General features: G+C 59.1%; 12 protein-coding genes. 9 read left to right on the top strand and 3 right to left on the bottom strand.

What is annotated here, in order from left to right; genetic code table 11:
- Window positions 1-164 precede the first annotated feature (164 nt).
- The 9 genes from folE (at window position 165) to ACVHNU_RS10200 (ending at window position 11,202) form a co-directional block, all read left to right on the top strand.
- Complete coding sequence (gene folE, locus ACVHNU_RS10160; protein ID WP_473019617.1) at window positions 165-725, top strand: GTP cyclohydrolase I FolE; 561 nt, start codon at window positions 165-167, stop codon at window positions 723-725.
- A gap of 107 nt (window positions 726-832) precedes the next feature.
- Complete coding sequence (locus ACVHNU_RS10165) at window positions 833-1,375, top strand: DUF3833 domain-containing protein (RefSeq protein WP_262141858.1); 543 nt, start codon at window positions 833-835, stop codon at window positions 1,373-1,375.
- Window positions 1,376-1,407: 32 nt separating this feature from the next.
- Entirely contained in the window at window positions 1,408-1,713 is a 306-nt protein-coding gene (locus tag ACVHNU_RS10170; protein WP_003224897.1) for a DUF6482 family protein, read from the top strand.
- Window positions 1,714-1,738: 25 nt separating this feature from the next.
- A complete protein-coding gene (locus tag ACVHNU_RS10175; protein WP_473019619.1) occupies window positions 1,739-3,277 on the top strand; it encodes a cryptochrome/photolyase family protein in 1,539 nt (512 codons plus the stop codon).
- 159 nt (window positions 3,278-3,436) lie between these two features.
- Window positions 3,437-5,626 carry an ATP-binding protein gene (locus tag ACVHNU_RS10180; RefSeq protein WP_473019620.1) on the top strand — a complete coding sequence of 730 codons (2,190 nt, stop codon included), beginning with the start codon at window positions 3,437-3,439 and terminating at the stop codon, window positions 5,624-5,626.
- Window positions 5,627-5,685: 59 nt separating this feature from the next.
- Entirely contained in the window at window positions 5,686-6,129 is a 444-nt protein-coding gene (gene tspO, locus ACVHNU_RS10185) for a tryptophan-rich sensory protein TspO (RefSeq protein ID WP_473020061.1), read from the top strand.
- Between the two features lie 206 nt (window positions 6,130-6,335).
- A complete protein-coding gene (locus ACVHNU_RS10190) occupies window positions 6,336-8,741 on the top strand; it encodes a glucose/quinate/shikimate family membrane-bound PQQ-dependent dehydrogenase (RefSeq protein WP_473019621.1) in 2,406 nt (801 codons plus the stop codon).
- Between the two features lie 105 nt (window positions 8,742-8,846).
- Window positions 8,847-10,133, top strand: a complete 1,287-nt coding sequence (locus tag ACVHNU_RS10195) for a carbohydrate porin (RefSeq protein ID WP_473019622.1) — start codon at window positions 8,847-8,849, stop codon at window positions 10,131-10,133.
- Window positions 10,134-10,299: 166 nt separating this feature from the next.
- Window positions 10,300-11,202 carry a bestrophin family protein gene (locus ACVHNU_RS10200; RefSeq protein ID WP_003224902.1) on the top strand — a complete coding sequence of 301 codons (903 nt, stop codon included), beginning with the start codon at window positions 10,300-10,302 and terminating at the stop codon, window positions 11,200-11,202.
- A gap of 51 nt (window positions 11,203-11,253) precedes the next feature.
- On the opposite strand, the gene ACVHNU_RS10205 is transcribed toward ACVHNU_RS10200, so the two are convergent.
- From ACVHNU_RS10205 to ACVHNU_RS10215, 3 genes are all read right to left on the bottom strand, one after another.
- Entirely contained in the window at window positions 11,254-11,493 is a 240-nt protein-coding gene (locus ACVHNU_RS10205; protein WP_103483556.1) for a hypothetical protein, read from the bottom strand.
- Window positions 11,494-11,843: 350 nt separating this feature from the next.
- A complete protein-coding gene (locus ACVHNU_RS10210; RefSeq protein WP_473019623.1) occupies window positions 11,844-12,473 on the bottom strand; it encodes a DUF3885 domain-containing protein in 630 nt (209 codons plus the stop codon).
- Window positions 12,474-12,631: 158 nt separating this feature from the next.
- Complete coding sequence (locus ACVHNU_RS10215; RefSeq protein WP_473019625.1) at window positions 12,632-14,491, bottom strand: ABC transporter ATP-binding protein; 1,860 nt, start codon at window positions 14,489-14,491, stop codon at window positions 12,632-12,634.
- Window positions 14,492-14,512 lie beyond the last annotated feature (21 nt).

Genomic DNA, 14,512 nt, shown 5'->3' on the forward strand with positions numbered 1-14,512 from the left:
CTGCGATGTGAGGTTCTCGCATCTGCACAAAAAAGATCTCCGATTCATTGTCAGGTGGATTTTTTCAGCCTATCTTGAATAAAACCTATACAAAGCACTTCATTGCGTACAACTCTTCCGCTATGGATTGGCCCTCACGCACCGCACCGCCGCGAGAACCCTGAATGAATCCTCTACTTGCCAGCCATTACCGTGAAATCCTCATCGGCGTCGGCGAAGACCCCGAGCGTGAAGGCCTGCTGGATACGCCCAAACGTGCGGCCAAAGCGATGCAGTATCTGTGCAATGGCTACACGATGAACCTTGAAGAGGTCACCAACGGTGCGCTGTTCGAGTCGCAGAGCGATGAGATGGTCATCGTCAGTGACATCGAGCTCTATTCCTTGTGTGAGCACCACATGCTGCCCTTCATCGGCAAGGCGCACGTGGCGTACATCCCCACCGGCAGAGTGCTGGGTCTGTCGAAGGTAGCGCGCGTGGTGGACATGTTCGCCCGTCGCCTGCAGATCCAGGAAAACCTCACCCGGCAAATCGCCGAGACGATCCAGCAGATCACCGATGCCGCCGGGGTGGCCGTGGTCATTGAAGCAAGACACATGTGCATGATGATGCGCGGCGTGGAAAAGCAGAACTCGATCATGACGTCCTCGGTGATGCTCGGCGCCTTCCGTGACAGCTCCACGACGCGTCAGGAGTTTTTGCAATTGATCGGGCGGCGAAGTTGATTTTCGACCTTCGACAGGTGCGATAAACCTGTACACGGCAAACCCACTGTACAAGCACGATATTCCCAACTTCACTCTCCATACCTGTGCACTCAGGGAGAACGGCAATGGCCCGACTTGTGCTCTTACTGGCTCTGGTACTCGGCGTTGCAAGCTGCGGTAGCGTGGATGTCGCCCGCTATGCGGATCAGCAACCGGCGCTGGATCTGCAGCGCTTTTTCAGCAAACCCGTGAAAGCCTGGGGGATGTTTCAGAAGCGCTCCGGGGAAGTGGTCAAGCGTTTCGAGGTCAACATCGTCAGCCATCGTGAAGGCGACAACCTGATTCTCGATGAGCACTTCCTGTACAGCGACGGCACGCGCCAACGTCGCGTCTGGACCCTGACGCCGGAGGGCCAGGGACGCTGGAGCGGTCGTGCGGGTGACGTGGTGGGTGTCGCCACAGGCCAGGTCGCCGGCAATGCGTTGCACTGGCGTTATCACCTGAATCTGCCGGTCGATGGCTCGACCTATGAAATGAGCATGGACGACTGGATGTACCAGATGGACGAGGACACGCTGATCAACCGCACCAGCATGTCCAAGCTCGGTGTTGAAGTCGGCCAGGTGACCTTGTTCTTCCGTCGCCAGGGCGCGGGGGAAAACCAATGAACAGTGCTGAATTGATAGGCAAGGAGTGAAGCATGAATCTGCAAACCCTGACCGAGCGTGCGGCCAACAGCGAAATACGTGAGCTGGAACTGCTGTCGCTTGAAGGTGGTTTTTACCTGGCCCGCATCCGCCTGGATCACGGCCAGTTCACCCTGCTCGACGACGCGGCGAAACCGATGCACTTGCGTTCAATCACCCATCTGCGTGACTTGCTGCAGACCGTGCCGGCATTCCCTTGCGTGTTGGTGCAGCAATGCGTGCACGACGAAATGTGCGGGCGTGATGCAGACCCGGTTGAAGAACTGCGAATTCCGTTTTCGCTGACCACACCGTTATGAAACGAATGCTGCCGGATCGCACTGAATGAACCAGAATCGTCGGTTGTGCCTGGTGCTGGGCGATCAGTTGTCCTTCGACCTGGCTTCATTGCAGGCACTTGATAGCGAGCGCGACACCGTGCTGCTGGTCGAGGTCATGGAAGAAGCCAGCCATGTGCCGCACCACCCGCAAAAAATTGCCCTGATCTTCAGCGCCATGCGTCATTTCGCACAGGCACTGCGAGATCAGGGCGTTCGTGTCGAATATGTGACCCTGGATGATCCGCACAATAGCGGTTCAGTGCCGGGGGAATTACGCCGTTGGCAACAGCGGCTGCAGGCCGAGGAAGTGCACATCACCGAGTGCGGGGACTGGCGACTGGAGCAGTCGATCAAGGACTGTGGGCTGCCCGTTTATTGGCACGCCGACACGCGTTTTCTGTGCAGTCGTGCCGAGTTTGCCGCTTGGGCTGCCGGCAAAAAGCAGTTGCGCATGGAGTTCTTTTATCGCGAGATGCGCCGCAAGAGTCGGTTGCTGCTCAACGGCGACGGCACGCCGGTGGGCGGCGCGTGGAATTTCGACGCGGAGAATCGCAAGGCCCTGCCCAAAGGCGTGAAGGCCCCCTACACGGCCCGCTTCAGCAACGACGCCATCACCCGTGAAGTGCTTGCGTTGGTAAAGGCGCGCTTCAGCCAGCACTACGGCACACTCGACGACTTCAACTACCCGGTCACCCATGCCGACGCGCAGGCGCTGTGGGCATACTTTCTGGATTATGGTCTGGCAGGATTCGGCGACTATCAGGACGCCATGGCCAGTGATGAACCGTTCCTGTTTCATGCGCGGATCAGCGCCGCACTCAACATTGGCCTGTTGGATTTGCGACAGCTGTGCAGCGATGTCGAATCGGCCTATTGGTCAGGAAGGATTGCGCTGAATGCGGCCGAAGGCTTCATTCGCCAACTGATCGGCTGGCGAGAATATGTGCGCGGCGTGTACTGGCTGAAAATGCCGGACTACGCACTGGGCAATGCATTCGGCAACAGCCGGCCATTGCCCGAGTTCTACTGGACCGGTGCTACGCAGATGAACTGCATGCGCCAGGCCATCGGCCAGAGTCTGCAGCATGCCTATGCGCATCACATTCAGCGGCTGATGGTCACCGGCAATTTCGCCCTGCTCGCCGGGATCGCGCCGAGCCAGATCTGTGAGTGGTACCTGGCGATCTACATGGATGCCTTCGACTGGGTCGAGCTGCCCAACACGCTGGGCATGGTCATGCACGCCGATGGCGGTTATCTCGGTTCCAAACCTTATTGCGCCAGTGGCCAATACATCAATCGCATGTCCGACTACTGCCGCGGTTGCGCCTACAAGGTCAGCGAAAGTACGGCTGACAATGCCTGTCCGTTCAATACGTTGTACTGGCATTTCCTGATGCGCCACGGTGATCTGCTGCGCGGCAATCAGCGCATGGCGATGATGTACAAGAACCTGGACCGCATGCCGCAAGCCAAACAGGAGGCGCTGTGGCAACGCGGGCAAGACCTGTTGGCGCGCCTGGATAATGGCGAGTCGATTTGAAATGAACGCTCGCTTACGCAGATGGTGAAACTTAAGCACAGCGCGCCCGGTCAACGGATGATCGGCGCTCAAGTCCCCTGCGAGTGCAACGTTCACTGCTCGCGTTGTGCCTACGCGCTCTATGAAGCCAGCCCCTGAACATTCAATAAAGCAGGTCACATGGATACCCTTGAACACCTTAGTCGCGAAGCGCTTGAGTCAGAGGTAAGGCGATTGCGCGCGGCGCTTCAGAGCACCCTGGTCGACACGCAGGTCGTTGACCTCGATCGCGACATGGCGGCGCAACTGCAAGCCAGTCGGGATGCGCTCGCCCGCAGTGAGGCACGCTTCATCACCATTCTGGAAACCATCGAATCGGCGTTCGCCATCGTCAAAGTCAAATTCGACGCCGACGATAAACCCGTCGATTACTACTTCGTCGAAGCCAACCCGGCATTCGAACGCCAGTGCGGGGTCAACTTGCGCGGCAAATGGGTGACCGAGTTCGCGCCCAATCTGGAAAGCTTCTGGTTCGAAACCTACGGCCACGTGGCCAAGACCGGGGAACCGGCGAACTTCGAAAATTACGCCAACACCTTTGAACGCTGGTTCGACGTGCGCGCGGTGCGTGTCGGCGATCCGGCCGACCGGCAGATCGCGATCCTGTTCAACGACGTGACCGAGCGGCGCGATGCCGAGGAGCGTTTGCGTGCCAGTGAAGCGCTGGCGCGGGAGAACGTCGAGCGTGTGCAACTGGCGCTCGCCGCCGGCGCAATTATCGGAACCTGGCACTGGGACTTGCCCACCGACCGTTTCGCGGTGGATGAAGCGTTCGCCCGGGTGTTTGACCTCGATCCGGGGCTGGGCCGTGAAGGGCTGAGTCTCGAGCAAGTGATGGCGACCGTGCATCCCGAAGATCGCGATGGACTGACCACCGCGATCAGCGAAGCCATCGGCCGTGGTGGCGCCTACTCCCATCAGTACCGGGTGCGCCGCGCGGACGGCAAGTACCAGTGGATCGAGGCCAACGGCCGTGTTGAATGTGCCAATGATGGAACGCCGTTGCGCTTTCCCGGCGTGCTGATCGATGTCGAGGAACGGCGCAATGTCGAAGCGGAGCGCGACCGCGCCATCGCCGCGCTTCGGGCGCTCAACGATACGTTGGAGCAGCGCGTGTCATCGCGCACCGCAGAACTGATGCAAGCCGAAGAGAAACTGCGTCAGTCGCAGAAAATGGAAGCCGTCGGCCAACTGACCGGGGGCCTGGCGCATGACTTCAACAATCTGCTGGCCGGCATTTCCGGCGCGCTGGAGCTGATGGGCGCGCGGATCAGCCAAGGCCGATTGGGTGAAGTCGACAAGTACATGGTGACCGCACAGGGCGCGGTCAAACGTGCAGCCGCCCTGACCCACCGTCTGCTGGCGTTCTCCAGACGCCAGACCCTTGATCCGCGGCCAACCGACGTCAACACGCTGATGACCGGCATGACCGAACTGATCCAGCGTACGGTCGGCCCCAGCATCGTCCTGGAAACCCGCGCCGCGCCCGGGCTCTGGCCAACGCTGGTCGATGCCAGCCAGTTGGAGAATGCCCTGCTGAACCTGTGCATCAACGCCCGCGATGCCATGCCGGACGGCGGGCGCATCACCATCGAAACGGCCAACCGTACGCTGGACTCCGAGACTGCCCGCGCGCTGGACATGCCCGAAGGCCAATACTTGTGCCTGTGCGTGACCGATACCGGCACCGGCATGACCGCTGATGTCATCGCCAAAGCCTTCGACCCGTTCTTCACCACCAAACCGCTGGGCCAGGGCACGGGGCTGGGGCTGTCGATGATTTACGGTTTCGCCAAGCAGTCCGGTGGCCAGGTGCGTGTGCATTCGCAGGTCGGCCATGGCACCGAGATGTGCATCTACCTGCCTCGTTACCATGGTGAACCGGTGCCGAACCACGATGACCGGGATACTGCTCCGTTGGCATTGCCCAAGGCAGGCGAGACGATTCTGGTGGTGGACGACGAGCCTACGGTGCGCGCGTTGTTGACGGATGTACTCGGTGATCTGGGCTACACCTTGATAGAGGCCGCTGACAGTGTGGTCGGGCTGAAGATGTTGCGCTCGGACATTCACATCGACTTGCTGATCACTGACGTCGGCTTGCCGGGTGGCATGAACGGTCGACAACTGGCCGATGCCGGCCGGGAAATCCGCCAGAATCTAAAGACCCTGTTCATTACCGGGTACGCAGAAAACGCTGTGATTGGCGCCGGTCAGTTGGGCCCGGACATGCAGGTGCTGACCAAGCCGTTTGCCGTCGACACGCTGGTGGCGCGGGTCAGTGACCTGATGGCGATGAAATCCGAATGAGCGACCGTTGCGGCGCCATAACCCCAGACAGAGTGGCTGCGGCCAAGGAGTGATAAATGGTGACTTTTCTGATTTTTCTGATCGCGTCCGGCGCTGCAGCAAGTACCGGGGTGATTTTCAAACCCGGTCAATGGTACGAAGGGCTTAACAAACCCGGATTCACCCCACCCAACTGGGCATTTCCGGTGGCCTGGACGATTATCTATCTACTGCTGGCCTGGGCCGGCTATCGCTTGAGCCTGATTCCTGGCAGTCAGACGGTCCTGGCGCTGTGGGCCGCGCAAATTGCCTTGAACACGTTGTGGACGCCGGTGTTCTTCGGCGCACATCAGGTGGCGGCTGCCATGGTGATTCTGCTGCTGTTATGGCTGGTGGTCGCGGTGATGGTGTTTATGGCGTTGCGCCTGGATTTGATCACCGGGTTGATCCTGTTTCCGTATCTGGCCTGGCTGAGTGTGGCGGCGGCGTTGAATTTTTCGATTCTGCGTAATAATCGTGGTTGATGGCGACAGCTGTCATAACTCACATTTTTTCTGACAAAAAGGCTTATTTGCAGGCATTCAAAATATCTTTCCAGCCCCTTGAAAGCGCAGGTCCCCGCTCAGGACGGGGATTTCGCAATGAACAACAGTTCATTACTGAATTAGTGATTTAACTAGGTAGTTACCTATCTATATAATGCACGCCTCATTTCAACGGGACATTCAACGTGAAGCAGAGTCAACGCCTCTCGGGCATATCAAAATTCATTCTGGTCGGGCTGGGGGTGATCATCGCCCTGCTCGGCCTGGCACTTGCGGCTGGCGGAGTGAAGCTGGTCAGCCTGGGAGGGTCGTGGTACTTCCTCGTGGGTGGTCTGGTGATGGCCGTTTCCGGTCTGCTGATCGCTCGCTTCAAGACTGCGGGCGCCTGGCTGTTCGCGGCATTTCTGGTGGGGACAGCGATCTGGGCGGTGAGCGATGCCGGGCTGGTGTTCTGGCCAGTATTCTCGCGTCTGTTCATGTTCAGCGCCGTGGGTCTGGCGGTGACGCTGGTCTACCCGCTGCTCAAGCGTGCCAACGGTGGTGTTCCGGGTCGTGGCGCTTACGGCGTTGCCGCTGTACTGGCCGTGGGACTGGCGGTGGCTGCCGGCAACATGTTCGTTGCGCACCCGACCGTCGCCGCTACCGGCACTGGCCCGGGCCTGACCCCGGTTGAGCCAGACAAGGCGCAAAAAGACTGGGCGCACTATGGCAATACCGAAGGCGGCAGCCGCTTTGCTGCGCTGGACCAGATCAACCGCAACAACGTCGACAAGCTGAAAGTGGCGTGGACCTACCACACCGGTGACGTCGCCGAGAGCGATGGCAACGGTGCCGAAGACCAGCTCACCCCGTTGCAGATCGGCAACAAGGTGTTCATCTGCACCCCGCACAACAACCTGATCGCGCTGGATGCCGACACCGGCAAAGAGCTGTGGAAGAACGCGATCAACGCCAAATCCAAAGTCTGGCAGCGTTGCCGTGGCATGGCTTATTTCGATGCGACCAAGAGCATCGCTCAGCCAAGCAATTCGAGCATCATCGAAGCCAAGCCTGCGCCGGCTGCCAATTGCCAGCGCCGTCTGCTGACCAACACCATCGATGCCCGCCTGATCGCGGTCGATGCCGACACTGGCGAGTTCTGCCAGGGTTTCGGCAACAACGGCCAGGTTGATCTGAAGGCCGGTCTCGGCGATGTGCCGGACAGCTACTACCAGCTCTCCTCCGCGCCGTTGATGGCCGGCACCACTGTGGTGGTCGGCGGTCGTGTCGCCGACAACGTACAGACCGACATGCCGGGCGGCGTAATCCGTGGTTTTGACGTGATCACTGGCGCCATGCGCTGGGCCTTCGACCCGGGCAACCCGCAGGATAAAAAGGCCCCGGCCGAAGGCAGCACCTATGTGCGCAGCACGCCGAACAGCTGGGCGCCGATGTCCTACGATCCGGCGACCAACACCGTGTTCCTGCCGATGGGCAGCTCGTCCACCGACATCTATGGTGTCGAGCGCAGCAAACTCGATCACACCTACGGCGCCTCGATCCTCGCGCTGGACGCCACCACTGGTGATGAACGCTGGGTGTTCCAGACCGTGCACAACGATCTCTGGGACTTCGACCTGCCAATGCAGCCGAGCCTGATCGACTTCACCAAGGACGGCAAAACCGTTCCGGCGCTGGTCATCGGCACCAAGGCCGGGCAGATCTACGTGCTCGACCGTGCCACCGGCAAGCCGTTGACCGACGTTAAAGAAGTACCGGTCAAAGCCGCCAACATCCCTAACGAACCGTACTCGCCAACCCAGCCAAAATCGGTGGGCATGCCGCAGATCGGTGCCCAGCACCTGACTGAATCGGACATGTGGGGCGCCACCCCTTACGACCAGTTGCTGTGCCGGATCGATTTCAAATCGATGCGTTACGACGGCCTGTACACCGCGCCGGGTACCGACAAATCCCTGAGCTTCCCGGGTTCGCTGGGCGGCATGAACTGGGGCAGCATCTCCACTGACCCGGTACACGGTTTCATCTTCGTCAACGACATGCGCCTGGGTCTGTGGATTCAGATGATCCCGTCGCAGAACAAGGCGCAGGCCTCCTCTGGTGGCGAGGCGTTGAACACCGGCATGGGCGCGGTACCGCTCAAAGGCACGCCGTATGCGGTCAACAAAAACCGCTTCCTGTCGGTGGCCGGCATTCCGTGCCAGGCACCGCCGTTCGGCACCCTGACCGCCATTGACATGAAGACTCAGAAAATCGCGTGGCAGGTTCCGGTCGGCACCGTTGAAGACACAGGTCCCTTGGGCATTCGCATGCACCTGCCGATCAAGATCGGTCTGCCGACCCTCGGCGGCACCCTGTCGACCCAAGGTGGCCTGATCTTCATCGCCGGCACCCAGGACTTCTACCTGCGCGCCTTCAACAGCGCCAATGGCGAAGAAATCTGGAAAGCGCGTCTGCCGGTCGGCAGTCAGGGCGGCCCGATGACCTACGTTTCGCCGAAAACCGGCAAGCAGTACATCGTCATCACCGCCGGTGGTGCACGTCAGTCGACCGATCGCGGCGACTACGTGATGGCCTACGCCTTGCCGTAAGCCGCAGCGCCCGTGATGAACACGGGCGCTTTCTTTTTGCGCGCGGCACCTGAGGGTGCCGCGCCGCTTTCCGATATCGCTACAGCTTTGAGCAGGAAGATCTCCATGTTTGGTTTTACTCGTAACGGCTGGGTCAACGGCGTGCTGTTGGGCCTGACCTGCACCACCCTGCCCGCCTTCGCCGATACTGATTCGAACCTGTTGACCCGCAACACCCTGACCGGCGATTGGGGCGGTCTGCGGCATCAGATGAACGAAGACGGGATCAAATTCACCGGCGATTACACCGGGGAAATGGCCTACAACGCCGATGGCGGCCTGCACCGCTCCGGCCGTTACTCGCAGAACATCAAGCTCGGCGCGCAGTTCGACCTGAGCAAGTTGTATGGCGTTGAGAACGCCGGCAAGGTCCAGCTGACGATCAACGACCGCCGCGGCAACAGCGCCTCGGAAGATCTGGTTGGCAACCGTCTGCCGATCCAGGAAAACTACGGCGGCCTCTACACCCGCCTGACCGAACTCAGTTACGAGCGCAGCCTGTTCACCCCGGCGCTCAACGTGAAACTGGGTTACATGGCCATGGGCAACGACCTCGGCGGCCTCGACAGCGGCATCCTGTGCAACTTCATGAACGCTGGTTTCTGCGGCCACCCGCTGAACATGTCCGGCGGCAGCGGCTGGACCAACTACCCGAACGCGCACTTGGGTGTGCGGGTGAAATACGACTTGTCGTCCTCGTGGCAATTGCGCGTGGCGGCATTCAATGTCGATCCTGAAAGCAACGGCAACTCCAGCCGCGCCTGGCATCTTGGCCCGAAACACACCACCGGCACCGTGGTGCCGATCGAGTTGGTGTACAAGCACGCGGGTGAATTGCCCGGTGAATACAAGGTTGGTTACTACTACGACAGCTCCGACGTGAAACGCATCGGCAGCGACAAAGAAGTGTCCGGCCGTGGCGGGCATTACCTGCTGATCGATCAGGCCGTTTGGAGTTCGCAATCGTCCGAGGGCCGCAGCCTGCATGCCTTCGGCCAATACTCGGCGGCCAGCGAAGCGGCATCGCCATTCAGCAAGTGGTACGGCACGGGTCTGGTGTTGTACAAACCGTTCGAAGGTCGGCCGCGTGACACCGTCGCTCTGGGTTACGGCCGCGCTGTGCCTAACCCGCGCAGCCGCGACGTGCAACAGGACGCCGCCATGGCCAATGGCACGCAGTTCCCGAACCTGGACAGTGGCGAGCAACTGATCGAACTCGGCTACGGCTATCAGGCCACGCCGTGGCTGACGCTGCGCCCGAACATGCAATACATCATCGAACCGGGCGCGTTTTCCGGGCAGAACATCGACAATGCGTTGGTGTTTGGCTTGCAGGTTAAAGCTTCACTCTGAGCCTTCTGGCGAAACTTCAGGCAATAAAAAGCCCGGCGTGATTGCCGGGTTTTTTATTGCTCGCAAATTGTCGTAACCAAGATGCTCGGTCAACACCGAACCTTTACCCCCGAACCAGCGTCCGAGCTAAGGCGTTAACGCTTACCGCTCGCCGCGAGGTTCCCGTTTGAAAGCTGCCATCGTCAAAAAATACCGTCTGATCATCAAGACCATGGGCTATGTGGGCTGGTCGCTGTTCTGGCTGTTGCTCTGGGATATCGCCGTCACCGTCGACTTCATGTTGTTCCTCAACGCCAAGATCAACCTGCCGCTGATGCCTCTGACATTGCTCGGTTCGGCGCTGGTGGTGCTGATCAGCTTCCGCAACAGCAGCGCCTACAACCGTTGGTGGGAAGCGCGAACGCTGTGGGGCATGATGATCAACAACTCCCGCAGCTTCGCCCGCCAGGTGCTGACGCTGCTGGATGACCCCGATAACGAAGTGAATCCGCTGAAGGCGACGCTGTTGCGCCGCCATGTGGCGTATGTCAATTGCCTCGCGGCGCACCTGAAAGGTCAGCCATGTCCGGAGGAAGTCCGCGCGTTCATCCCGGCAGATGAATTCGCCCGCAGCGGCACCACCAACAACTTTGCCAACGACATCCTCACCGGTTCTGCATCCTTGCTAGCCCGTGAATACAAGGCCGGGCGCCTGGACAGCATTCGTCTGGCACGGCTGGAATCGACGATGGTCGAGCTGTCCAACAGCCAGGGCGGAATGGAACGGATCGCCAATACCCCGCTGCCCTACCCTTACGTTTACTTCCCGCGCCTGTTTATCTCGCTGTTCTGCCTGATTGTGCCAGTGGGGCTGGTGGAATCGCTGGGCTGGTTCACCCCGCTCGCCTCGACCGTGGTGGGCTTCATGCTGCTGGCCATCGAACGTATCGGCACCGATCTGCAAAGCCCGTTTCGCCACAGCGAGCACCAGATCCAGATGGAAGCCCTGTGCGAAACCATCGAGAAAAACCTGCAGTCGATGCAGCGTGATTCGTTGGGGGATGCGCGCAGGGTTGAAGAAACGGCTTGAAGACAAGCTTGGAGGGAAGCTAGGGCGTAGAGCCCTAGCGAGTTGCAGCGATCACTTTTTCTTTTTTGCCGGCTTGTCTGCCTTTTTGGAATCCTTGGCCTTTTCCGGCTTGCTATCGGCTTTTTTTGCAGACTTCTTCGGTTCGGCGTCTTTCTTCTTGTCTTTCTTGTCGGAAGACTTTGAAAGCGCCGAAGCTGCAGCTGACTTCTTGTCCGGCGAGGACTTTTTGTCTTTCAAATCCTTGCTGGCTTTCGAAGCGTCATCTTTGCTTTTCTTCTCGTCTTTAGCCACGTTTGACCACCTCTCGGAATATGCCGGTATTGGCACAGCGCCTGTGCAATTGATCACAGGTTGATCATTAGGCGTACGCGTTCGGACGGGGTTCAGATTATTTGGAGGCCTCGACTGGTTGAATCCACATCCGAAAGCGGTCATAGGGTTTTGCTGGCAGACGGCACCAGGCCCACGACAAGTGCCTCTATTAATGCACTGACCTTGGGAAGAGCCTGACGGCTCCTTGGCCAGATCACCGGTAGGTGAGTGCCCGATTGCCGCCTGTGCGGCAGGTTGCAACTGACTAGAATGAAACGATGGACATGAGTGCTGCGGGCACGGTTTCAGCTCCAATTCAAGCAAAGACGCTAACTCGCAAGCCCTTGGAATGTGCTGTCCATCGTGTGTCGGTCGTAACCCAACAGATATATATGATGCTGACGATACAGCTGTGAAAGAAAATCTTTGTTGGGGCCGACTACATCCATACCTCTGTCGTCGTACGGAAAAACCATGACGTGCTTCTTCAAATTGAAAAGGTATACAGCGCATTCGGGGTTAGGCTGAATTACGCCAAAGTCACTAGCCAAAGCACACCAAAGAAATGCTTGAAGCAGAGTCGCTGGCGCTTCAAATGCAACGTTGATCCAATACTCCGGCTCACTTTCGCAAAGCCATTCCTCGGGGTCTATTTTTTCACTCCAGACTGAGCGTTGCGTGGGTATGTTGATACCGGCAGAACGGAGAGCGTGAATCCGGGATCTATGAGCAAATTGATTGCTACCAGAATGAACGCGCAGACAAGCAACAAGCGTCGCATCATCAAGGAAGATATCGCTGCAGATCTTCGTTGATTTTAGAAGTGCCGTTTGAAATTGCTGAATCACTCCACCCGTTTCAGAGAGTTCAAAACGCAGACCTCCTGGATAGGAATAGAAAAGTGGTCTGGCAAATGCGCATCCCCCAAACAACCTGTCAATTTCAAGTTGTAGATTCACTTTATCCCTCATGGCTAACTAATAGCCCGATTCTCTAGCCATGGGCGCTGCCAAGATCTCAGCCAAGCCGCAGCGCCCGCGTCGCTTTTAGCCGATAACGGCCAATCAGCTGTTTAATGCCATCGACTTATCGCCTCCCCGGCCGCACACCCTCTTACTCAGGCCTGATCCAACGCCTCGATCACACCTTTGTCCTCACCCAGGAAGCCGCCGCTCTGATGCGCCCACAGCCGCGCATAAACACCATTCTTCTCCAGCAATTCGGAATGGGTGCCCTGTTCAATGATGCGCCCGTCATCCATCACAATCAGCCGATCCATCGCCGCAATCGTCGACAGTCGATGAGCAATCGCAATCACGGTCTTGCCCTGCATCATTTCATCGAGGCTTTCCTGAATCGCCACTTCGACTTCCGAGTCCAGCGCACTGGTGGCTTCGTCGAGTAGCAGAATCGGCGCGTTCTTCAGCATCACTCGGGCAATCGCCACACGTTGGCGCTGGCCGCCAGACAGTTTGATCCCGCGTTCGCCCACCAAGGTGTCGTAACCGGTATGGCCTTGCCGATCGCTCAACTGGCTGATGAACTCATCGGCCTGAGCGTTGGCAGCGGCGTGGCGGATTTGTGCGTCGGTGGCATCGGGGCGGCCGTAGGCAATGTTGTCGCGAATCGAACGGTGCAGCAGCGAAGTGTCCTGGGTGACCATGCCGATGGCGCTGCGCAGGCTGTCTTGGGTCACGTGTGCAATGTTCTGGCCGTCGATACGGATCTCGCCACTGTCGACATCATAGAAACGCAGCAGCAGGTTGATCAGCGTCGACTTGCCGGCGCCGGAGCGCCCTACCAAACCGATCTTTTCGCCGGGGCGAATACTCAGGCTAAGGCCATCGAGTACCTGACGTTCGCCACCGTAGTTGAACTTCACCTTGTCGAACGTCACCGCGCCGCCAGAAGTGACCAGCACGCCGGCGTCCGGCGCGTCCTGCACCTTGGTGCCTTGGGTCAGCGTGGCCATGCCGTCCTGGACGGTGCCGATGCTTTCGAACAGCGAGGTCATTTGCCACATGATCCAGTTCGACATGCCATTGATCCGCAACGCCATGGCGGTGATCGCCGCCACCGCACCGGCGCCGACATCGCCCTGGTGCCACAGCCACAGGGCATAGCCTCCGGCGGACATGATCAACCCGACCACCAGCGCCTGATTGACGATCTCGAACAGGCTGACCAGACGCATCTGGCGAAAACCGGTCTGCTTGAAATCCTCCATCGCCGCCCGCGCAAAGTGCGCTTCGCGGTTGGAATGGGAGAACAGCTTGACCGTGGTGATGTTGGTGTACGCGTCGGCGATACGCCCGGTCATCATCGACCGCGCATTGGCCTGCTCCTGTCCGACCTTGCCCAGACGCGGCACGAAGTACCACATCGCCAGGCCAAACAGCACGACCCAAGCGAGAAACGGCAGCATCAGTTTCAGCGCAAAGCCGCCAGCCAGGGCGATGATCGCGATGAAGTACACACCGATCCCGGGCAAGATCTCGATCATGGTGAACAGCACGTCGCGTACGGCGAGCGCCGTCTGCATCACCTTGGTCGTGACCCGACCGGAAAACTCATCGGAGAAAAACGAAAGGCTTTGCCGCAGCATCAGCCGGTGGAAATCCCAGCGCAGGCGCAATGGCAGGTTAATCGCCAGGATCTGATGCTGGACCATGGTGCGCAACGCCACCAGCCCGACACTGAGCACCATGACAATGCCCATGCCCCACAACACGCGGCTCTCCTGCACAGCCGCTTCGCCGCCAGCCTGCCACGTCGAAAGCAGGTCCACGACCTGACCGAGGAACGAAAACAGCCACGCTTCGTAAATCGACACGGCGGCGCTGAGCAGCGCCAGCGCCAGGATGTAGCCGCGTGCGCCCCGGGTGCAGGCCCAGAGGAATTTAGCCAGGCCGTTGGGCGGCGGTGGCACCTCGTCAGGCGGGAAAGGGTCGAGTCTTCGTTCAAACACACGAAGCATGGTGTTCTCCAAAACATTCAA

It is taken from the genome of Pseudomonas sp. Ors-4-3C (genome assembly GCF_055755035.1).